Source organism: Planotetraspora phitsanulokensis (assembly GCF_016863295.1).
Taxonomy (GTDB): Bacteria; Actinomycetota; Actinomycetes; order Streptosporangiales; family Streptosporangiaceae; genus Planotetraspora; species Planotetraspora phitsanulokensis.
This window is the reverse complement of the sequence record NZ_BOOP01000028.1, coordinates 163,957-186,028: the sequence shown is the minus strand read 5'-3', so window position 1 is coordinate 186,028 and position 22,072 is coordinate 163,957. Positions and strand designations below refer to the sequence as shown.

Genomic DNA, 22,072 nt, shown 5'->3' with positions numbered 1-22,072 from the left:
CAGCCATGAAGCCCTTTCCCGACTCGCGCCAAACCGGCCAGGCCCCCACGCGCGACTGGCCCCCCATATCGGTGATCATGCCGGTGCTCAACGAGGAACGGCACCTGCGCGATGCCGTCATGCAGGTCCTCGACCAGAAGTACGACGGTCCCATCGAGGTCGTCATCAGCGTCGGCCCGTCCCGCGACCGCACGCAGGAGGTGGCCGACGCGATCGCCGCCGAGGACCCCCGCGTCACCGTCGTGGCCAACCCGACCGGCCGAACCCCCAACGGCTTGAACGCGGCGATCGCCGCGTCGAGCAATCCGATCATCGCCAGGGTCGACGGGCACGCGATGCTCCCGTCCGACTATCTGAGCGCGGCAGTGGAGACCCTGGAGGAGACCGGCGCCGACAACGTCGGCGGCATCATGGCCGCCGAGGGGATCAGCCCGTTCGAGCAGGCCGTCGCGTGCGCGATGACCTCCAAGATCGGCGTCGGCAACGCGCGGTTCCACACCGGTGGTGAGGCGGGCCCGGCGGACACCGTCTACCTCGGCGTCTTCCGGCGTGCGGCGCTGGACCGCGTCGGCGGCTACGACGAGCACTTCCAGCGCGCCCAGGACTGGGAGATGAACCACCGCATCCGGGAGACCGGCGGCCTGGTGTGGTTCCAGCCGCGCATGCGGGTCTCCTACCGACCCCGTCCGAACGCCCGGGCCCTGGCCAAGCAGTACTTCCACTACGGCCGATGGCGGCGGGTCGTCTCGCGCACCCACAAGGGCACGATCAACCTGCGCTACCTCGCTCCGCCCGCCGCGGTGCTGGGCATCGTCCTCGGGCTGGTCGTCTCGCCGTTCTTCTGGCCTGGACTGCTGATTCCCGCCGCCTACATCGTGGCGATCCTGGCGGGGTCGGTGCTCACCGGGCGGAGCCTGTCCCCGGCCGCGCTCCTTCGGCTGCCCCTCGTCTACGCCACGATGCACCTGTCCTGGGGCACCGGCTTCCTGACCAGCCCGTCCCGGCTCAGCAAGACCCGGCCCGAGGCCGAGCGGGCACGCCTGCAGGACCTGTTCGAGGACTGACCCTCAGCCGACACCGACGGCCTGCCCGGCACGCGAGCGCGCAGTTCGCGGCGGGCAGGCTGTTCTTTTCGCACTGTTCTTTTCGCAGAACGAGCTCTGCGGCCGACATGCTCCAACGAGCCGCATGCGGTCATCGCGTGAGGCGGACGTCCACCACCTGTCCCGTGAGGTCGGACAGCAGGACGTCGAGGCCGGTGCGGGCGACGGCCTCCGGCGCGATCGGTTCGACGGGTTCCGCCGAGTGCGTGACAGGGGCGGCCGTGACCGCCCGGTCGGGGTTCAGGCAGTTCACCTGGACGCCCTGGGCGGCCCATTCGTCGGCGAGCGCCTCGGCGAGGTTCACGACCGCGGCCGTCGTGGACGCCTGGAGGCTGTGGCCGGCCCGCCCGAGGGAGTGCGCGGACGGAGCGCAGAGCAGGAGGTGTCCGCGGGACTCGGCCAGATAGGGGAGCGCGGCCCTGGCGATGGTGACCGGGCCGAGGTAGTTGACCGCCACGATCTCGGCGAGGGCGGACTCGCCGGTGTCGGCCAGCCTGCCGACGTGCACGGCCGACGCGGCGTTCACGACGTGGTCGATGCGGCCGGTCTCGGCGTGCACGCGCGCGAGCGTCTCCTGTACGGCGCCGGCGTCCTCCACGCGCACGCCGCCGCGGCTCCGTGAGAACGAGCGGACCGTCGCGCCGTAGCCCTTGGCGAGGTCGGCGAACTCGGCTCCGAGGCCGTGCCCGCCGCCGAAGACCACCAGTGTCCGGCCGTCGAGGCCGCGGCGGCACTCGTCGTCGGTGAGCGCGGGGGCCGACCGCCCGCGCAGCCGGAAGAGCCCGTCCGCGATGTACGCGTCGACCGGGTGGGTGACCTTCATGTTCTGCTCGCTGCCCGCGACCAGATGGATCGGCACGTCCGGCATGTAGCGCAGCATGACGCCGCAGTCGTCGGTCGCGGGCCTGTCGGCGAAGCCCGGGTCGGCGAAGGCCCGCCGATAGGCCTCCCGGATGACCGACAACCGGAAGCACTGGGGCGTCTGACCCCGGCGGAGCAGGGAGCGGTCGGGGATCTCCCGGACGATCTCGCCGTGCGGTCCCGGAGCGGCGACCAGGACGGTGTCGGACGACGGGATCACCACGTCCACGGCCTCGTGGCCGGCGAGCGCGGCGACGCACTCGCTGATCACCCGCGGCTCGACGAACGGCCGGACGGCGTCGTGCAGCAGCACGTCGCACTCCTCGTCGCCCAGCGCCTGCAGGGCGCGCCACGTCGACTCGGTACGGCTCGCGCCGCCTTCGAGGATCCTGGTCACCTTGGCGTAACCGTTCCTGCGCACCAGCTCCGCGGCCTCGTCGACGAAGCCGGGTGCCATCAGCACCACGACCTCGTCGATCTCCGGATGGCCGTCGAAGGTGTCGAGCGTGTGCTCGATGATCGTCCTGCCGGCGATCTTCAGTAGCTGCTTCGGCGTGTTCAGGCCCATCCGCTGCCCGATGCCTCCGGCGAGCACCACTCCGACCGTCCGACGGCGTGACTCCGCGATCATGATCTCCTCCCCACCTGACCATACCCGCGTCAGGAGAAGGGCAAGGTGATTGCCACCTCGTGATCACTCGGTTACGTTGCGATGTGACTCTCGGGGGGGTGGTCGAGCTGGGAAGCGGGAACGTGATGGGCGCAGATCTGACCAGGCACGGTGTCTCGGACAATTCGAACAATCTGGTGTCTCGCGCGGAGGCCGCCCGGAGTGTGGCGGTGGTCCTGGCCACCACTCCTCTCGCCGGCCTGGCCTGCGCGGGGGGAAGCCTCCTCAGCCGCCTCACCCGCCAGCTGATCCTGCTGCCGGTCCGGGACGTCCATGTGGTGACGCGGGACGACGACAGCTTCGTCGGGCTGGACGGCATGGCGGGCCTGGACGGCGCGGCCGAGTTCCGGCACACCGTCACCGCCAGCGACGGGCTCGCCGAGGACCTGCGGATCGTGGCGAGGGTGGCCAGGTCGTCGACGAGCGCCGTGGCCGTCCTCTCCGGAGACGTGGTCGCGCACACCGAGGCGCTGGCCGCCCTCCTCGAACATCCGTCGAGGGGCACCGGGGCCATCGTCGGCAACGGGGAGGCGGGACCGCTCCGCCCGCCCGTCAGGACCGAGTGGAGCACGGTGGTCTCCGCGGGCAACTCCTTCCACCAGGTCGAGTGGCCCAACGGCACCTTCCGGGGAGTCCTCCAGGTGGGGGAGGCGCATCTCGCGAGCCTCGCCGACGTGGCCGACGAACTCGCGGAGCTCGCGCAGACCCGGCGGCTCGGCCGCGCGGGGGACACCGAGGTGGCCGAGCTGCTGCTGACCGGTCTCGTGCGCGCGGGAGTGCCCGTACGCGCCGCCGCCGTCGGCCCGCTGCACTGCGAGAGGGTCGCCGGCCAGATCGCGGCGGACGCGGCCGTCCAGCGGCTCGCAGAGGTGGACGAGCAGGCGGCCCGGCTGGACGCGGCGGTCAAGACCGGTGACGGTTTCTTCGCGACCTACTGCGTCAGCTCGTGGTCGCGGCACCTCGTGCGGCCGGCCGCCCGGCTGAGCCTCACGCCCAACGCGGTCACGGGCATGTCCCTGGGCCTGGCGGCCATCGCCACCGTCTGGTTCTCCGAGGGCCACCGGCTCGCCCTGCTCGTCGGCGCCCTGGCCCTCTATCTGTCCTTCGTGCTCGACTGCGTCGACGGTCAGCTCGCCCGCTACACCCGGACGTTCTCACCGCTGGGGAACTGGCTCGACGCGATCTCCGACCGCGTGAAGGAGTACGTCGTGTACGCCGGACTCGCCGTCGGCTACGCCGCCGCTCCCGAAGGGCCGCGCGGCATCTGGGCGACGGCAGTCGCGGTGATGATCCTCCAGACGATCCGGCACCTCGTCGACTTCTCCTACTCGGGGTCGGTGGCGGACGCCGCCAAGGCGGCCGACGACCTGAAACAGGAACGTTCGCTCGGCGTCCCCTGGGACGGGGCGCCGGGAACGCGTCCCCCGTCCACCGGGGCCGCGTCCGTCGTCGCGCTGTCGCGGCGGCTCGACTCGGGTGTGGCCTACTGGCTCAAGAAGATCGTCGTGCTGCCCATCGGGGAGCGGGTGGCGCTGATAGCCGTCACGGCGGCGCTGTTCGACGCCCGGGTGACGTTCCTCGCCCTGCTCATCTGGGGCGGCGGCGCGCTCCTCTACACGCTCGCGGGCCGGATCGCGAGGTCCTTCGCATGATGCGAGGCAATTCATGATCTCAGTTCAGATGACACCCGTGCCGCGCAGCGCCGTGGTGGCCTACCGCGACGACGGGCTGCTCTCCAGGAGCATGGGACTGCTGGTCGTCGGCCAGCTGCCCCCGCTCTTCCCGGCGCTCGTCGGAGCCTTCGTGACCGGGGTCCTCCTGGTCATGGGGGTGGCGAGCGTCGAAGACGTCGCGGTGTTCGCACCGGCGGCGGCCCTGCTGCTGGCCGGCGCGGGCAGTTCCCACCGGCACGACGGGCGGCTCGACTGGCTCGTGCCGCCGATCCTGCGCCTCACCGAATACGGCTTCGTCGCCTCGATCGGGTTCGCCCGGTCGGTGCCGCCGCTGCTCATCATGGCGGTGCTCGGCGCCATGGCCTTCCATCACTACGACACCGTCTACCGGGTGCGGCAGCACATCTATCCGCCGCACTGGCTCGCCCTTGCCGGGCTGGGCTGGGACGGCCGCATGCTGGTCGTCGCCGCGGGCGGCCTGCTCGGCGCCGTGACCGTGGACTTCTGGATCCTCGCGGTCTATCTGTGGGGCCTGTTCCTCTGGGAGAGCCTCACATCCTGGCTCGCCGCACCCCGGCGGGCGGAGGTCGCGGGTGCCATGGAGCCCGGCTGAGCCGGGTTCCCCGCACGCACCGGTGCGGCGCGCGTGGTTAACTACAAGCCAACTCCGGCTTACACAATCAGGACCAAAAGCCAACTAACCTTTGAGGTTACTGTCTGACGGTCGACCTCGAGGAGTGCGACAAATTGCTCGGAATGGTGCTGGCAGCGGGGGCGGGACGCCGACTGCGGCCGTACACCGACACACTGCCCAAGGCATTGGTGCCGGTCGACGGTGAGACCACGATCCTCGACATCGCCCTGCGCAACCTCGCCCAGGTCGACCTCCGCGAGGTGGTGGTCATCGTGGGCTACCAGGCGCAGGCCGTGCACGAGCGCAAGGCCGATCTCGAGCGCCGTCACGGGGTCACGCTGACGCTCGTCCACAACGACAAGGCCGAGGAGTGGAACAACGCGTACTCCCTGTGGTGCGCGCGCGACTACTTCGGGCAGGGCGCGTTGCTGGTCAACGGGGACACCGTCCATCCGGTGTCCGTCGAGCAGACGCTGTTGTCCGCCGACGACGGCGGGGACATCCTGCTCGCGGTCGACGACGTGAAGTCCCTCGGCGACGAGGAGATGAAGGTCACCCTCGAGGACGGCAGCCTCAAGAGGATCACCAAGCTGATGGAGCCGGCCGAGGCGTACGGCGAGTACATCGGCGCGACGCTCATCAGGCCCGCTGCGGCGGAGCGGCTGGCCGACGCCCTCAAGACGACGTTCGAGCGCGACCCGCAGCTCTACTACGAGGACGGCTACCAGGAGATGGTCGCCCGCGGGGAGAAGATCGCGGTGGCGCCGATCGGCCAGGTCGACTGGGTCGAGGTGGACAACCACGACGACCTGGCGAAGGCCCGTGAGATCGCATGCCGCTACTAGGACCACAGGGCCGTCCGGCTCCCCGACCCCGCGCGCACGACATTCTCGCCGCCTGAGGAGTTCTCATGCCGATTCTGGCAAGGATGCTCCCCGCCCCCCTCACGATGGAGGTCCGGCGGGGCGCGATAGCGCAACTGGGCGCGTTGCTCGCCGACAGCCGGGTCGCCACCTCCGGCCGGGTCGCGGTCGCCGTGGGCACGAGCCAGGGTGACAGGATCGCGGAGGTCATCGCCCCCTCGCTGGGGGAGGCGCGGGTCTTCCGGGTGCCCGACGGCACCGTTGACGCGGCCGTCTCGCTGGGCGCGGACCTGCGCAAGGGCGCCTACGAGGCCGTCGTCGGAGTCGGCGGCGGCAAGACCATCGACGCGACCAAGTACGCCGCCTCGCTGGCCGGCATCCCGATGGTCGCGGTGGCGACCAATCTCTCGCACGACGGCATCTGCTCGCCGGTCGCGTCCCTGGTCCACGAGGGCGGGAAGGGCTCGTTCGGCGTGCCCATGCCGCTGGCGATCATGGTCGATCTCGACTTCGTGCACGACGCCCCGGCCGCCCTGGTCAGAAGCGGCGTCGGCGACGTGGTGAGCAACCTGTCGGCCATCGAGGACTGGCACCTGGGCGCCACCGAGCGCGGCGAGCCCATCGACGGGCTGGCCATCTCCATGGCGCGCACCGCGGCGGAGGCGGTGCTCGGGCGGACGGACTCGATCGAATCCGACGCCTTTCTGACCGTCCTCGCCGAGTCTTTGATTCTGTCCGGCATGTCTATGGTCATCGCAGGGTCAAGCCGCCCGAGCAGTGGCGGTGATCATGAGATCCTTCATGCTGTGGATCAGCTTTACCCCGGAACGTCCAACCACGGCGAGCTGGCCGGGATCGGCGCGGCGTTCTGCTTCTACCTCCGCGAGGACTCCCGCCGGCTCGACGACGTCGCCGGTTGCCTCAGGAGCCACGACCTGCCCGTCGTCCCGGGGGATGTCGGCCTGACCCTCGAGCAGTTCACCGACGCGGTGATGCTGGCTCCGAGCACGCGGCCTGGCCGCTACACCATCCTCGAGCACCTTCGGCTTTCGGAGACCGAGGTCCGCGCGAAAGTTGAGGGATATGTCCACGCCGTCGGTCGCTGAACTTCGCGCGGTCGCGCAACCGCAGACCACGATGTACCGCCGCAGTGGCGAACACTGGGCGGGCCTGCTCTACATGAGGCATCTGTCCATCTACGCCACCTGGCTGCTGGCCAAGACGCCCATCACGCCCAACCAGGTCACCGGCCTGATGATCGTGGCCGGAGTGGCGGCGGGAGCCGTCCTCGCCCTGCCGGGCCTGTGGGCGGCGCTGGCGGCGGCCGTGCTGATCCAGCTCTACCTCCTCCTCGACTGCTCGGACGGCGAGCTCGCCCGATGGACGCGCCGCACGTCGATCACCGGGATCTACCTCGACCGGGTGGGCCACTACTTCGCCGAGGCCGCGCTGCTCATCGGCCTGGGTTTCCGGGCCTCGGAGACCGTGCCCGACTGGTACACCATCCTCGGCTTCGCCGCCGCGCTGGGCGCGATCCTGATCAAGTCGGAGACCGACCTCGTGGACGTCGCCAGGGCCCGCTCGGGCCTCGTCGCGGCGACCGAGACGTCGGCGGGGGAGTTCACGTCGAGCCGCCTGGGCCTGGCCAGAAAGGTGGTCGGGGCGCTCCGGTTCCACCGGGTCATCCAGGCCATCGAGCTGTCGATCATCGTCGTGGTGGCCGCCGTGCTGGACTTCTGGTTCCCCGCGACGCGGATTCTGGTCGTCGCGTGTGCGATCATCGCCGTCGTCCAGCTGATCCTGCATCTGGTGAGCATCCTCGCCTCGAGGCGGCTCGCGTGATCGGACCCGCCTGCACAAATCGGACCGACGGCCAGGAGAAAACCGGTCGTCCGTACATGTGCGGTTTGGTAGGGGTTTCCCGGGAGTTCCGATACTCTTATTTTGCAGTAAATAAGGCGGATTCCGGATTGCCCGGCCATACAGACTCGGTGATCATGAAATCGTATGTAGCCGTCCCGATGCTGAGGCGATGACCCCGGTGAAGCTTTCGTGCGTCATCCTCACCATGGGCAACAGGGTCGCCGAACTCGACCGGGCGGTCGAGTCCGCCCTGACCCAGACCGACGGCGACGTCGAAGTTGTGATCGTCGGCAACGGCGCCGACGTGCCGGAACTGGCCGCCGCGCCCCTGTCGGGATCGGCCGCCGTGGTCAAGACGGTACGGCTCCCCTACAACGTCGGCATCCCCGAAGGGCGCAACCGAGGCGTCCAGGAGTGCTCGGGAGACGTCGTCCTCTTCCTCGACGACGACGGCTGGTACGCCAACGAGAAGGTCGCCGCGCACGTGCGTGAGAGATTCACCCACGAGCACGACCTCGCCGTCATCTCCTTCCGGGTCATGGAGCCGGAGGGAGGCTCGGTGCAGCGGCGGCACGTCCCCCGGCTGCGCGCGGGAGATCCGGAACGGTCCTCGCCCGTCACGACGTTCCTCGGCGGCGCGTGCGCGATCCGGAAGTCCGCCTACCTGCAGGTCGGCGGCTTGCCGGAGAAGTTCTTCTACGCCCACGAGGAGACCGACCTGGCCTGGCGGCTGCTCGGCGAGGGTTACCGCATCGAATACGACGCCGAGCCGGTCATGTACCACCCTCTGGTCGCGCCGAGCCGGCACGCCGAGTTCTACCGGATGAACGCCCGCAACCGGGTCTGGCTGGCCAGGCGGAACCTGCCGTGGCCGCTGGCCGTCCTCTACCTGTTCAACTGGATCGCGCTGACCGTCGCCCGGGTGCGGGCGACGAGCGCGCTCAAGGCATGGTTCCGCGGGTTCGCGGAAGGGCTGCGCCAGCCGGCGGGCGAGCGCCGCCCGATGGCCTGGCGCACCGCCTGGCGCATGTTGCGCCTCGGCCGCCCGCCGATCGTCTAGATCCGCTGCGGCGGACCGCGGGTCAGGCGCCCGGCGACCGCGGAGACGGCAGCGGACGGGCCTCGCCCACCGACATCGACAGATGGCTGATCGAACTCGTCATCAACGCCCGCTTGGGCAGCCCGAGTTCGCTCAGCTCCTTGGCGACGGGATGGTTTCCCAGCCGGATCAGCGCACCGCCGAGCCTGGCGCGGATCCCCCGGGGCCGCATCGACCACGGCACCCGGCGGGTGACCCCGTCGAGATGCGCGTAGGCCTCCATCGGGATCGGGCCCGTCCCCGGAAGCGGGATGCCCGGCCGGATCAGCAGATCGAGGACCAGCCGTCCGTCCTTGCGGAGGATGCACCGCTTGTACGGCGTGTCGAGCCGGACGTCTATCTCGGCGAGCTCCTTGGGGAAACCCCAGATTGACCGCCCGGCCTCCAGCGTCAGCCTCCGGTCGACGGGCAGCCAGTGGACGAAGGTGCCGAAGCCCGATCCCCGCATGTCCCTGACGCCCGCCAGGGGGCCGCGCGGCGGCGGAGCCTGCGCCTCCGGCGGCCGTACCAGGAAGAGCACGCCGAACTCGTGGTAGGACTCCAGGGCCGAGTCCCGGTACGCCGCGAAGACCAGTGAGCAGGCCGCCTTGCCGGGCAGGAGCTCGGTGACGTCCATCCCCGAGTACGCGAGGACGGCACGGGCGGCGTCGGCCCGTACAAGATAGGTCGCGCTGCACACCGTGGCATCGCGGATCTCCAGCGGGATGTCGACCCGGCGGCCCAGGATGAGATGGCTTGCCATGCTTCCAGTACAGCAAGCGCGGGTGACCTGAGGGTAGCCGCCGTGCTGCCAGGTCATGCTGTCAGGCCATGCTGTCAGTCCGGGGGCGAGGTCAGACCGGGAGGACGCGGCCCGGCTGGCGGGCCTGCGACGCGTCCGGCGCCTCGGCCCAGCGCTCGAGGTGACCGACGAACTCGCCGGACACCAGAGGCCAGTGGTAGTGGTGCAACGCCTCGAAGTACCCTCGCGCGCCCATCGCGTTGCGACGCTCGGGGTTGTCGCGCAGGCGGAGCACGGCCTGCGTCACCGCGCCCACCACGGACTCCACGTCGCCGAACGGGACGATGGTGCCGCAGTCGACGCGTCCGACGAGCGAGGCGGCCCTGGGCAGCGGGGTCGTGATCACTGGGATGCCGCGCGCCATGTATTCGATGACCTTCGTGGGCGTGGACCCCCGGTAGTTCGGCAGGTCGTGCAGCAGGGACAGGCCCGCGAGCGCGCCCTCGGCCATCCTGAGCGCGTGCTGGTTGGGCACGTGGCCGAACCAGTCGAGGACGCCCTCCCTCTGCGCGTCCCGCAGCAGGGGCCGGACGTCGGCGTCGGCGGGGCCGATCAGGTCCAGCCGGACCCCGTGGGGGCGCAGCCGCCGTGCGATCTCGATCATCTCGATCGCGCCGCGCGCCTCGGCGAGGTGGCCGATGTAGACGATCCGGTTGTCGCCCGGTGCCGGGGGAGGGGAGTCCGGCACGTACGTGAGGTTCGGGATCACCGGATGGTCGCCCGCGAAGCGTTCCCGATAGGACTCCTCGGCGAGGAACAGGTGCATCCGGCGCTCCGCGCGGCCCTCCATGCTCCTGACCAGCGGAGGCAGGACGTTCCGTATGGGGTCGGGGAGGTAGGTCTTGGCCTCCATCGCCGCCGCGGTGTCCTCGTGGACGTCCCAGACGGTCGGCGGCCTCTTGCGGGGCAGCGCCAGCAGCAGCTCGATGTCGTGGATGAGGAGGATGTCGGCGTCCTTCACCCCTCTTTTCAGCGCCGCGCGGGCGGCTCTGATCGCCTTCCTCCGGTGCAGCCCCACCGCGCGAGGGACGTCGATGGGCCGGATCTCCGGGGGCGGTGTCACGTTGCAGTGGGTGAAGGGCGCGATGAAAGTGACCTGGTGGCCTGCGTCGAGCAGTGCACGGATCTGCCGATGGGTGATCCGTGCGTCCTCCGGATGATGGACAATCGTGCCGACACATACCCTCATAGAGGGAGGCTTACCGTTCGGTCCGAAGTGTCTGAATGCGCCGGGTGAATGGCCGCCGAACTGCTGCTTAATTTCCGGCTGCCGCCCGTGGGCGTCCCCAGAGGATCACGCCGACTGCTCGGACCTCCGATAGAGCCAGCTGACGCGGGGCTCCAGCAGCCACTTGAAGAACGTGCGCGTGATGGGCATGCACAACACGATCGCCAGGGCGAAGCAGGCGCTCGCGATCGCCGCCACTCCGAGCGGGCCGAACAGCCACGGGGCGCTCAGCCAGCCCATCTCCTTCGCGATCATCACGGGGATGCCGTGCAGGAGGTAGCAGTACAGCGTGCGCGTGCCGAGGTCGGAGAACCACGTCTCGGATCGGGGGATCAGCGAGAGCACGGCGGCGGACATCGTGAGCGCGGCGCCGAGGAGCGCCATCCGCAGCGCCATGCCCTTCCACCAGACGAGGTGGAGGTCCTCGTAGCTGTGGCTGTAGTAGATCGGGCCGAGCTTGATCGAGTAGTTCTTGACCAGGTAGACGGCCACGGCGGCCGCACCCGCGATCACGAGGACCGACAGGACGCGGACCCAGGTGCGGGCGAGGAACTCGAACAGGCCCGGCTTGATCACCAGTCCCAGCACGAAGAAGGGCAGGAGCCCGAAGAACCTGTCGATGCTGAAGTCGCCCGACAGATCGGTCATGCCGGCGACCACATAGATGATCACAGCGATGAACAGGGGGAAGCGCACGCGCTGCCAGACGGGCGTCGACAGCCGCCACAGCAGCAGGGCGAGCAGGTACCAGTTCAGCCAGGCGGGATCGGTGATCGAGATGCTGAACTTGTGGCCGAAGGCCGTCCGGAGCCCGGCGTAGCCGATCTCGACGACGACGTACGGGATCAGGAAGTTGTCGATGAGCTTGGTGGTCTTCGTGCTGGAGTTCCAGAAGTTCCTGGACAGGTAGCCGCTGATGATGACGAACAGCGGCATGTGGAAGACGTAGACGAACAGGTAGGCCGCGCGGGAGGAGTCGGCCGCCAGGGTCGGGACGAGCGAGTGGCCGGTTGCGACGAGCACGATCAGGACGAACTTGACGTTGTCGAGGAAGGGCTCACGCGGCCGCTTGCCCTGAGGCGCGGCCGCGGGCGCGGAGTCCTGCTCGGTCTCCTGCCCGTCCCATCCGGCCGCCGCGGCCGGGCGGGGCCGCTGATGGGAGAACTCCTGGGGGAGCGGTCCCGTCCCCGTGGCCGACTGGGCCGGCACCGGCGCCCACGGAGACAGGGAGGGATCCTCGGCGGGCAGGTCGCGCATGGGCCTGTCCCGCATCGGCCTTTCGCGGGCGGGCCTTTCCGGGGCCGCGGTTCCGGCGTCGAAGGCCGACCGGGCGCCGCCGTTCCCGTCCTGAGCCGTCCTGCTCCACGGGTCCCACTGGCCGGCGGGCGCACCCTCCTCCTGGGTCTCCGGCAACCGCATGCCGCGCGGATCCCGAGCCTGGGGGCGGGACGGGGCGGGGACGGCGTGCGGTCCGGTGCCCTGGAGGGCCCACGGTCCCGACGTCTCCGCGGAGCGCGTGTCCGCCCCGCCGTTCCGGTTGGAGGCGGCGAAGTAGTCGAACCCCTGAGCGGGCGTCTGCTGATCCCCCGGGCCGGCCGCCGCGGAGGTTCCCCGCTTGCGCGGCTGCCGTACGGGCAGCGGTGGCTTGTCGATCGGAGCGGAGGCGTCGCGAGCGGGCGACGGCGGCCGATCGCCCGTGATGCGGCTGATCACGCCGGTGGGCCCGTCTTCGGCATCGGGGGTGACGCCTGATCCCGAAGGCTGAACCGGAGATTGGTGGCGGGAGTCACTCACGAGAGAAACGCTCTGCTATCTGTCGGGGGATCGGCGGTTGCTCATGCGGGGCGGATCCTGGAGATCCGCGGCGCGCGGCCCGTGTCGGACATTAGCGAAGGCGCCCTAGCGGATCAGCCGAATGGGTGAACAGGGCGCGTTCACCGGTTCTTTACCTTAACGTCCCCCGGATCGGATGTCGCGCACGAGCTGAAACGTGACCCATCTGACACCGGTTGACTGGAGTGGTCAAGGAAACTCGCCGGGCGGGTGGTGTCCCGCCCGGCGAGCCCTCGTCAGCCGGCGCAGATGTTGGTCTTGGACGTGACCGCGTCGGTGCCCACCTTGAGCGGGATGCGGATGCCCTTCCAGTCGGCGCCGACGACCAATGAGATCGTCGGGCCGCTCGCCTTGGCCTTCGGGCCCGGGGGAGGCGTGGACGGGGTGTACTTGGTCGACGGGCCGTTCGCCGTGACGTTGCCGATCTCCGGGGTCACCTCGTTGAGCAGTTTCTCGGTGAGGATCTTGGTGGAGGCCGCGCCCGCGCCCTCGTAGCGGACCAGGGTCTTCGGCTGGTCGCCGCCGCCCGCCTTCGTGGCGTTGCCGATGCTCACGACCTTGAAGCCCTGTGCGGTGAGCTCGTCCGCGACCTCCTTGCCCTTGCCCCCGGTGTCGGTGCCGTTGTACACGGCCACCCTCACCTGCTGGGGCTTGGTGACGGGGGCGTCCGCCGGCGTGCCGGTGGTGCCGCCGGTCGCGCCGGTGCCCGTGCCGCCGGTGCTCGTGCCGCCGGTGGTCGCGGGGGCCTTGGCGGGGCTCGGCGTGGCGCTGGCGACCACGGTGTCACCCTTGATCGCGTTGAACAGGTTGTTCGCGTCGGGCTGCTTCCACTGCACCCGGTTGGGGTCGGCGGTGTACGGCTCCCACGGCACCGTGGTGGCCTTGAAACCGCTCGCCTTCAGCTTCTGCGCGCTCTGCGCGATCTGCAGGATCTCTCCCGCGTTGAGCGCGTCGTCCATCGTCACGGACTCGGCGGTGGCCTTGATGAAGTCGTTCAGCTTGCCGACGTCGGTGAGCATCGCGCTGCTGGTCGCCTTCTTGACGACCTGCGAGATGAAGACCTGCTGGCGCCTGATCCGTTCGATGTCGCTGCCGTTGCCGATGTGGCGGAGCCGGACGTAGGCGAGAGCCGCCTCACCCTTCACGATCTGCTTGCCGGCGGGCAGGTTCAGCTTCGAGTCCTTGTCGTTGACGGCCTGGGGCAGGCAGATCTGGATGCCGTCGAGGGCGTTGACGATGTTCTTGAAGCCGGTGAAGTCGACCTTCACGTAGTGGTCGACGTGGATCCCGGTGAGGGTCTCGATGGTCCGTCGCGTACAGATCATTCCGCCGTCGTTGAACGCCGAGTTGATCATCCCCTCGTGCGCCGGGTTGACGGCCTTCGTATTGACGTTGTGGCACTCGGGGATCGTCACCATGGAGTCGCGGGGGAAGCTGACCAGCGTCGCGCCGTCGCGGTTGGGAGCCACGTGCAGGAGCATGATCGTGTCGGTGCGCTCGCCGTCGTTGACGAGCTTCTGGCCGTACTTCTTGTTGTCCCCGGCCCGGGAGTCCGACCCCACCAGAAGCACGTTGATCGCGCCGGTCTGGTTGACGGGGCGGTTCTTGTCGAGGTCGTCGGTGGAGGCCCCGCGCTTGATGAGGCCGAACGTGTCCCGGTAGACCTTGTACGCGGTCAGCGTGCCGAGGACCAGGAGGCTCGTGAGCACGATGCTGACCCACCCGACCACGCCGAGGCGGCGCTTCGCGTCGTCGCCGGACTTGCCGTCCGGCGGTTCGAAGCCGTCCGAGCCGCCCCCGTATCCCGTCGCGAGCGCGGGTTCGGCCGAATCGCCGCCGCGTCCTCTGCCGCGTGCGCGGCCGGACCGGGCGCCGACGCCGGCGGACGCGAACTCGTCCTCTTCCACACGTCCGCGCCGACGGCCCCGCTTGGGGGCCTCGTCCTCGTAGAGGTCGTCGTACGCGTCCCTGGCGGCGGGCACGTCGTCGGAGCGCCGGCCGCGCGGAGCCTTCTCAAAGGAGTCGGCGCCGAACGAGTCGTCGCCGTAGGAATCGGATCCGAAGAAGCCCGAACCGCGGCCGTCGGCCTCGAACGAGCCGGCGCCGAAGCCGTACGACTCCTGGCCGAAGTGATCCTGGCCGCCACGAGGATCGCCCCAGACCCTCTGGTCACCGGAGGGGGGCGTCGGGTCGCCGGGGGAGACGCGACGACGATCGCTCACAGGGCCTCCTTCGCCGGGTCGACCATCGGACCGGCGGGCGAACAGCGGGAGGGACTACTGCTTCGCCTACACACGTGTCCTCCTTGTAAGGCGATCACTTTGTCGCGCTCCGAGATTAGGTCACGGAAGCACACAAGGCGCCCCGATCGGGTGAGTCGTTAGCCCTGATCGCGGTGCTCCGCACCGGAATGGTGTGAGGGCCGAGCATACTAAAACCAGGACATTTCAGGGTATGCAGCAAACTCCGGGTTTACTGGGATTTCACAAAACGGCCTGATCGTTGCGCATCTCGACGGGCTCAGGAGGCGTCTCGCGGGGGCCGCTGAGCGCCCGATTGACGGCCAGGGCGGCGGCCAGGCACGCGAGCGGAGTCGCGGGCAGGACGTACCGGTAGTCGAACGCCGCCGTGGCGGCGGGCGCCGCCAGCAGGGCCACCGCGGTCAGCCAGACGGCCCAGGCGGCCAGGGACCCGCCGTCGCCCGTGGGTCCACGCCGTCCGCGGGGGCGCAGCCGCGACAGGGCGGCGGCAGGCGGCACGAGCAGCAGGATGAGCAGGAACGCCCCGGGAAGGTAGGCCACATCCTGGTAGGCCCGCATCCATCCCGCGTACGGCTCGGCGATCGTCACGGTGAGCGGCCCCTGTTCGTACTGCTCGGCGAACGCGGCCCCCGTGATCGCCGGATCCCTGTCGGGAGGCGGCGGGGGCGTGACGGGGAACTCGTAGGACTCGTAGGTCGCCCTGTCCGGGTAGACGGGCCTGCCGAGGGTGAAGGACCGGGCGAACTCGGTCAGCGCCGACCCGGCGAAGTCCAGCGGCTGGCTCCTGATGGCGAGCATGCCGAACCGGTTGGCGAGGGCGTCGTTCGCCCGCGAGAACGTGATGCCGGGCTGCCTGGCCAGAGGCGACTCCGGGTTCCAGATGTAGTCCGGAGGCGAAGGGCGAGCCGACGGCGGGCGCGGGTCGCACAGGACCGCCAGGTCCGGGGGAGGCTTCATCACGGCGCAGTCCGCGAACATCATGGTCCGGGAGTAGAGGAACACCCCGTTGGACCCCACCAGGCCCACCCGGTGGTAGGTGGCGTAGAACCAGCCGCCGTACGCGCCGATGGGCACGACGGCGGCCAGGAGGAAGGCGCCGAGCGTACGCGGCAGCCGTCTCCAGCCGCCCTCGCGGAGCCCGCGCCAGAGCACGTAGAGCCCGAACACCGCGATCAGCGGCAGGCCGACGGTCCTGGTCAGCGTCGCGGCGGCCAGGAGGAGGCCCAGGGCGAGAGCCGTACGCGGGGAGACGGCCGGACCGCGCGCGACGAGGCAGCCGGCCGCGACGACGAGCAGGGTGAACAGGGAGTCGGAGACCAGCAGGTGTTCCAGCTGGATCTGGTAGGCGTCGAGAAGAACCGGGACCGAGGCCAGGGCCGCCACCCAGGCCCTCCCGCCCATCCGCCACACGGTCACGTAGATCAGGACGCCGGCGAGCAGCCCGGTCAGGTGCTGCACCAGGGTGACGACGGCGAAGCTGTGGAACGGCTCGAGCAGGCGGAGGAACATCGAGTAGCCGGCCGGGCGGACCAGGTCGGGCCGCGGGCGCATGGCCGTCACGACATAGGTGTAGGAGTCGGGGAACCAGAGCGCCGGCCGGTAGCCGGCCATCGTCACGATCCGGAGCGCCGACCCCAGCGCGAACACCGGGAGAAACCACCCGTGTCGCCGGGTCCACGCCGCGATGCGCCCCATCTGCGCCACGCCCACTCCCGCTGCCGGAGGTCTCCCGCGTACGTTACCGGCTCCCGGGGGCCGGTCGTGACCTGCGCCCGCGCGGCGTCGCATGATCAGATTGCCGCCGCGGAGGGCGATCGCCGGGCGGGACGGCTACGCTCGCCTCATTCCGAAGAACGCTCTCGATCTCGCCCGTTGGCGGACGACATGGCCATCGGCGGGCCGGACGCTCGCCGTCGCCTCCGCCATGCCCGCGCTCGCGCTGAGCGGATGGCTGGTGGCGGGGCTGCCGCTGCTGCTGCTCGGCTGGTTCAGGCCGCTGCCCATGGTGCTCGCCGGCGGCGGGCTCGCCCTCGTCTTCTGCTGGTACGGCCTGCGCCGTCTGCCTGAGGTGGTGGAGTCGGGGGCGTGGCCCACGGTGGCCGTCCTCGGCATCGCGGCCGCTTCGGGGATCTTCAACGGGCTCCTCCACGGCGAGCAGCTGATCGTCCGGCGTGACCCCGCCACCTACGCGCAGTACGCAGTCTGGCTGGCCCGGCACGGCTCGCTGCCGATCCCCCTGGGTGACTTCGGCGGTTCCGATCCCGCCCTGCGGTTCGTGAGCATGGGCTTCTACGCGTGGGACGGCGGGATCGTCCCGCAGTTCATGGCCGGGCCGCCGATGATCCACGCGATCGGCTACTGGCTCGGCGGCGTCTCCGGGCTCGTGCTCGTGCCGCCGATCCTCGGGGCCCTCGCCGTGCTGACCGTCGGGGGGACCGCGGCCCGTCTCGTCGGCGCCCGCTGGGCGCCCCTGGCCGCACTGGCCTTCGCCGTGAGCATGCCGGTGCTGTACACGTCCCGGACCACGTTCAGCGAGATCCCGTCGCTGATCCTGATTCTCGGGGCCATGAGCCTGCTGCTCGACGCCCGCTTCCGCCTGCGCGCGGGCCTCCTCGGCCTCGGTTTCCTCGCGTCGGCGACGCCCGTGGAGACGGCGCGCAGGGCGCAGCCCGGCGGCGCCCGCCTGATGGCGGCGTTCGCGGGCCTGGCGTTCGGGCTGACGGTGCTCGTCCGCGTCGACGGGCTCAGAGACGTGCTGCCGGTGCTGGCCTACGCCGGCCTGCTCATAGCCCTGGCCCGGCTGTCACGCGCCCGTGACGCCATGAAGGAGCGCGCCCCCGAAGGGAAGCTCGGACCGCCTCTGCTCCTGGGGCTCGCGGCCGGCGCCGGGCTGGGGTTCGCCGCCTGCCTCACGATCGCCCGTCCCTATCTCGGCTATCTGTCCGGCTCGCTCAAGCCCCTGATCGCCATCTGCGCGGCGGTGCTCGTGCTCACCGTCGTGGCGGCGGCGCTGGCGCCGTGGATCGCGGGACGGGTGGGCGCGCTCTCCGGCGGACGGCTCGCCCGCCGGTTGCCGGACGTCGCCGCGGGTCTCGTCGTGCTCGTCGTCGCGGGCCTGGCCGTACGGCCGTGGGTGCAGACCGTGCGCCGCGTCGCGGTGACGCCGGAGGACCAGCTGACAGCGAACTTCATCGGGAAGACACAGCAGGTCAACCACCTGCCGATCGACCAGACCCGGCTCTACTACGAGGACTCGCTGTGGTGGGTGGTCTGGTACGTCGGCGTTCCCGTCGTCGTGCTCGCCACGCTCGCCACGGCCGTGCTCGCACGGCGGATGGCCAAGGGGAGGGAGTTCGGCTGGCTCCTGCCTCTGGCGATCATCGGCTGGACGACGGTGACGACGCTCTGGCGGCCCGCGATCACGCCCGACCACCCGTGGGCGTCGAGGCGGCTGGTGCCGATCGTGATCCCGGGGATGATCCTGCTCGCGGTGTGGGGGCTGCGCTGGGTCCGGCGCCGGGCGCATCGCTGGGGGTACGGCTCACGCCTGCTGGTGGCCGCGGGAGCGGTGCTGCTGGTCGTGCCGGCGGCGATCACCTCCATCGGGACCGCCTTCACCCCCGTGGACAGGGGCGAGGCCGCCGCCGTGAAGGGACTGTGCGCCGCGATCCCGCCGAACGCGTCCGTGCTGATCGTCGAACGGGCGACGGGTGATCGCATCACCCAGCTCGTCCGGGGCGTGTGCGGCGTGCCGACCGCCCGGGTGGCCTATCCCCAGCACAGCGACGTGCCCCTGCACTCCGACATCGAGCGCCTGGTGGACAAGGTCAGGGGGACGGGGCGCCTCCCCGTGCTGCTCGCCGCCGAGCCCGGCCAGCTCTGGCCGTACGGCCCGCCGACGCAGGTGCTCAAACTGCGCAGCCGCCAGGACGAGCGCTCCCTCGTGGACCCGCCCAACGGCACCTGGTCGCTCACGATCGACGTCTGGATGACCATGCCGGCCTGATCCGGAGGGCTCCTCCGCGGGCCGTAGGAGTCGGAGATGTTGGGTCGCGATTCGGCTGGGCAGAGTACCCTAACCGGACGTGACCACGCCCGAGACTTTGGAAGCGCTGTGACTACCGCGGAGAACCCTTACGTGACGATCGTCCTGCCGTGCTACAACGAGCAGGATCACGTGGTCGACGAGGTCGAGCGCATCTGCGCGGCCATGGACGCGAGCGGTTACACCTACGAGCTCGTGGCCGTGGACGACTGTTCGAGCGACCAGACCCTCGCCCGTCTGCAGGAGGCGGCGCCGAACTATCCGAACATGCGGATCAAGGCGTTCCACCGCAACGGCGGTTCGGGCACGGTCCGCAGGATCGGCTCCCAGGAGGCCCGCGGCGAGATCGTCGTGTGGACCGACGCGGACATGACCTATCCCAACGAGCGGATCCCCGAGCTGGTCCAGATCCTCGAGAAGGACCACACCGTCGACCAGGTGGTCGGTGCCAGGACCACCGAGGAGGGCTCGCACAAGTTACTGCGGGTGCCCGCCAAGTGGTTCATCCGCAAGGTCGCCGAGCGGCTCGCCGGGCAGCGGATCCCCGACCTCAACTCGGGTCTGCGGGCGTTCCGCAAGTCGGTCGCCAAGCCGTACCTGCGGCTGCTGCCGCCCGGGTTCTCCTGCGTCACCACGATCACGCTGGCGTTCCTGTCGAACCAGCACGACGTCCACTACCTGCCGATCGAGTACGCCAAGCGGGCCGGCAAGTCGAAGTTCAGCTTCGTCTCCGACGCCTACCGCTACATCCTGCAGGTTCTGCGGATGGTCATGTACTTCAATCCCCTCAAGGTGCTCATGCCCCCGGCGCTCTGGCTGGTCGGCATCGGGCTGGTCAAGGGCGTGTACGACGTCGTGCGCTACGGCTTCTACCTGACCAGCAACACCATTGTGATCTTCCTGTCCGGCCTGCTGATCGGGTCGCTCGCGCTCCTGGCCGACCTCATCGTCCGGTCCCGGGGCGAGTAGGCGGCCCGCGTCGATGAGGATCGCCATCGTCGGCCCGACGTATCCGTACAAGGGCGGCGGCGCCCACCACACGACCGAGCTGGCCCGCAGGCTGCGCGCCGAGGGCCACGAGGTCGTGATCGAGTCGTGGCGGGCGCAGTATCCGGGCTTCCTCTACCCGGGGCAGCAGACGATCGACGCGCCGGAGGGCGAGCCGTACCCGGACACCCTGCGCAGGCTCGACTGGCGCAGGCCCGACGGATGGATCGGCTGCGGCAGACGGCTGCGGGGCTTCGACCTCGTCGTCCTCGCCGTCCTCAGCCCTGTGCAGGTGCCCGCCTACCTCGGCATCCTGTACGGCCTGCGCCGCAGGGCCAGGGTCGTCGCACTGTGCCACAACGTGCTGCCGCACGAGCGCAAGCCGTACGACCGGCCGCTGATGAAGGCCCTGCTCGGCAGGGTGGACGAAGTCCTCGTCCACTCCGAGGAGCAGGCCGGCATGGCCCGCGGGCTGACCTCGGCCCCGGTGCGGGTGGCCGGCCTCGCTCCGCACCTGCCCGCCCGCGCGGCCGGGGCCTCCGCGGGGCCCGAGCCGTACGGCAGGCTGCTGTTCTTCGGCATCGTCCGGCCGTACAAGGGGCTCGACCTGCTGCTCCGGGCCCTGGCGCAGACTCCGGGCGTCGCCCTGACGGTCGCGGGCGAGTTCTGGGGCGGGCTGGAGGAGACCAGGGCGCTGATCGCCGAGCTGGGGCTGACGGACCGCGTCGACCTGCGCCCGGGGTACGTCGCGGCGGAGGACGTCACGGGGCTGTTCGCCGAGGCGGACGCCCTCGTGCTGCCCTATCGCTCCGCGACCGCCAGCCAGAACGTGTGGCTGGGCCACGAGCACGGGGTCCCGGTGATCGCCACCCGGGTGGGGGCGCTGGCGGACAACGTGAACGACGGCGTGGACGGGCTGCTCGTCGAGCCGGGCTCGGTGGGCGCGCTGGCCGAGGCGCTCAAGCGCTTCTACGAGCCGGGCACGCCCGCGCGGCTGCGGGGCGGCGTCAAGGCGGTCGACCCCGACCCGTTCTGGGCCGTCTATCTCGGCACCCTCCTCGCCGCCGTCATCTGACGGGAGCCTGACCGGCGGTGACGTCGGACGAGGTACGGGCGAGCCTGTGCAGGATCATGCCGAGGGCCGCCCAGGCGACGTCGGCGAGCGTGAACGCCACCCGGGACACCACGGCCACGACCAGGGCCCTCGGAGCGTCCAGGACCGGCGCCAGCGCGATGACCATCGCGCCCTCACGCACGCCGATCCCCGCGGGCACGACGACCGTCAGGATGCCCGTCGCCCAGGCGAGCGCGTACGCCCCGGCGGCGACCGCGTAGAGGGACGCGCCGCCCGGCCGCATGCCGGCCACCAGGACCCACAGGTGCACGCCGTACACCAGCCAGCCGATCACGGTCCAACCGGCGGCCCTGGCCATGTGCGCCCCGCCCAGCGTCTGGTCGAGCGGCTCCTTCCTGGCGATCCGCAGCGCCAGGTTCAGCCCCCAGGTCATCACTCGCGGGTGGAGCCCGACCACGATGATCGGGATGAGGGCCACCAGGTACCAGCCGTCCTCGAGGATCTGGCCGGAGAGCGTGGCCGCGGCGAGGGCGAGCGCGCAGCCGAGCGAGGTCACCAGGCCGAGCGCGGTCGCGCTGAACGTGCGCCGGGGTGGGGCGCCGTGGTCGCGGGCCAGCTCGATCATCGCGGCGAACGCCCAGACTCCTCCGGGGACGTACTTGCCGAGCTGGCCGACGAACATCACCCGGGCCGCCACCCCCGGCGGCAACGGGGATCCGAGGCCCGAGAGGATCTCGCGCCAGGCGAGGAGCATGAACCCCAGGCCGGCCATGACGGCGGCGAAGCTCAGCGCCGGCGTCCACCAGGACAGGCGGGACAGGGCGGCGGAGGTCTCGGACCAGTTCCCGGCCACGCCGCGCACGAGGAAGCCCAGCGCGACCAGGACCAGCAGGAATCTCGGCGTGCGCGCGGCCCGCAGCCGCTCCAGCCGGGTGGCGGGGGGTGAGCCGGTCTCGGCTACCGGGGGGTGGCTCGGCATCCGCCGATGGTAGGGCGTGGAAGCTACCCGCTGGTAGGCCCACATCGGTCACGGGGACCGGCCCCGCGGCCCGTCGGCGGTACTGTTGGGCACCGTGGCACGGACGGAGATGGCGGT

General features: G+C 70.6%; 17 protein-coding genes. 10 read left to right on the top strand and 7 right to left on the bottom strand.

Annotated features, from left to right (window positions below):
- Positions 1-5 precede the first annotated feature (5 nt).
- Positions 6-1,064: a glycosyltransferase family 2 protein gene (locus tag Pph01_RS28815; RefSeq protein WP_204076288.1), complete on the top strand. Its 1,059-nt coding sequence runs from the start codon at positions 6-8 to the stop codon at positions 1,062-1,064.
- 130 nt (positions 1,065-1,194) lie between these two features.
- On the opposite strand, the gene Pph01_RS28810 is transcribed toward Pph01_RS28815, so the two are convergent.
- Entirely contained in the window at positions 1,195-2,595 is a 1,401-nt protein-coding gene (locus tag Pph01_RS28810; RefSeq protein ID WP_204076287.1) for a bifunctional cytidylyltransferase/SDR family oxidoreductase, read from the bottom strand.
- 98 nt (positions 2,596-2,693) lie between these two features.
- On the opposite strand from Pph01_RS28810, the gene Pph01_RS43430 reads away from it, so the two are divergent.
- From Pph01_RS43430 to Pph01_RS28780, 6 genes are all read left to right on the top strand, one after another.
- Positions 2,694-4,286 carry a CDP-alcohol phosphatidyltransferase family protein gene (locus Pph01_RS43430; RefSeq protein WP_275412878.1) on the top strand — a complete coding sequence of 531 codons (1,593 nt, stop codon included), beginning with the start codon at positions 2,694-2,696 and terminating at the stop codon, positions 4,284-4,286.
- Between the two features lie 28 nt (positions 4,287-4,314).
- Positions 4,315-4,920, top strand: coding sequence for a DUF5941 domain-containing protein (locus tag Pph01_RS43425; protein ID WP_275412877.1), 606 nt, complete (start codon positions 4,315-4,317; stop codon positions 4,918-4,920).
- Positions 4,921-5,054: 134 nt separating this feature from the next.
- Positions 5,055-5,786: a phosphocholine cytidylyltransferase family protein gene (locus tag Pph01_RS28795; RefSeq protein ID WP_204076285.1), complete on the top strand. Its 732-nt coding sequence runs from the start codon at positions 5,055-5,057 to the stop codon at positions 5,784-5,786.
- Between the two features lie 83 nt (positions 5,787-5,869).
- Positions 5,870-6,910, top strand: coding sequence for an iron-containing alcohol dehydrogenase family protein (locus Pph01_RS28790; protein WP_204076324.1), 1,041 nt, complete (start codon positions 5,870-5,872; stop codon positions 6,908-6,910).
- A complete protein-coding gene (locus Pph01_RS28785) occupies positions 6,888-7,646 on the top strand; it encodes a CDP-alcohol phosphatidyltransferase family protein (protein WP_204076284.1) in 759 nt (252 codons plus the stop codon). The genes Pph01_RS28790 and Pph01_RS28785 overlap by 23 nt, the downstream gene beginning before the upstream one ends.
- A 190-nt stretch (positions 7,647-7,836) precedes the next feature.
- Entirely contained in the window at positions 7,837-8,727 is an 891-nt protein-coding gene (locus Pph01_RS28780; RefSeq protein WP_204076283.1) for a glycosyltransferase family 2 protein, read from the top strand.
- 22 nt (positions 8,728-8,749) lie between these two features.
- On the opposite strand, the gene Pph01_RS28775 is transcribed toward Pph01_RS28780, so the two are convergent.
- From Pph01_RS28775 to Pph01_RS28755, 5 genes are all read right to left on the bottom strand, one after another.
- Positions 8,750-9,508, bottom strand: a complete 759-nt coding sequence (locus Pph01_RS28775) for an acetoacetate decarboxylase family protein (protein WP_204076282.1) — start codon at positions 9,506-9,508, stop codon at positions 8,750-8,752.
- Between the two features lie 91 nt (positions 9,509-9,599).
- On the bottom strand, positions 9,600-10,736 hold the full coding sequence (locus Pph01_RS28770) for a glycosyltransferase family 4 protein (protein ID WP_204076281.1): 1,137 nt from the start codon (positions 10,734-10,736) through the stop codon (positions 9,600-9,602).
- A 105-nt stretch (positions 10,737-10,841) separates the two neighbouring features.
- A complete protein-coding gene (locus Pph01_RS28765; RefSeq protein WP_204076280.1) occupies positions 10,842-12,569 on the bottom strand; it encodes an acyltransferase family protein in 1,728 nt (575 codons plus the stop codon).
- 275 nt (positions 12,570-12,844) lie between these two features.
- Positions 12,845-14,830 (bottom strand): LCP family protein, encoded by a 1,986-nt coding sequence (locus Pph01_RS28760; RefSeq protein ID WP_239117089.1) that lies wholly within the window; start codon positions 14,828-14,830, stop codon positions 12,845-12,847.
- A gap of 261 nt (positions 14,831-15,091) precedes the next feature.
- Positions 15,092-16,564, bottom strand: coding sequence for a phospholipid carrier-dependent glycosyltransferase (locus Pph01_RS28755; RefSeq protein ID WP_204076322.1), 1,473 nt, complete (start codon positions 16,562-16,564; stop codon positions 15,092-15,094).
- 91 nt (positions 16,565-16,655) lie between these two features.
- Between Pph01_RS28755 and Pph01_RS28750 the strand changes: the two genes are divergently transcribed.
- From Pph01_RS28750 to Pph01_RS28740, 3 genes are all read left to right on the top strand, one after another.
- On the top strand, positions 16,656-18,875 hold the full coding sequence (locus Pph01_RS28750; protein WP_239117088.1) for a hypothetical protein: 2,220 nt from the start codon (positions 16,656-16,658) through the stop codon (positions 18,873-18,875).
- A 108-nt stretch (positions 18,876-18,983) separates the two neighbouring features.
- The gene (locus Pph01_RS28745; RefSeq protein WP_204076279.1) at positions 18,984-19,883 is read left to right on the top strand and encodes a glycosyltransferase family 2 protein; all 900 of its coding nucleotides are present in this window, start codon (positions 18,984-18,986) and stop codon (positions 19,881-19,883) included.
- 13 nt (positions 19,884-19,896) lie between these two features.
- Positions 19,897-20,976: a glycosyltransferase family 4 protein gene (locus Pph01_RS28740; protein WP_204076278.1), complete on the top strand. Its 1,080-nt coding sequence runs from the start codon at positions 19,897-19,899 to the stop codon at positions 20,974-20,976.
- On the opposite strand, the gene Pph01_RS28735 is transcribed toward Pph01_RS28740, so the two are convergent.
- Positions 20,969-21,955: a lysylphosphatidylglycerol synthase transmembrane domain-containing protein gene (locus Pph01_RS28735; RefSeq protein ID WP_204076277.1), complete on the bottom strand. Its 987-nt coding sequence runs from the start codon at positions 21,953-21,955 to the stop codon at positions 20,969-20,971. The genes Pph01_RS28740 and Pph01_RS28735 overlap by 8 nt on opposite strands.
- Positions 21,956-22,072 lie beyond the last annotated feature (117 nt).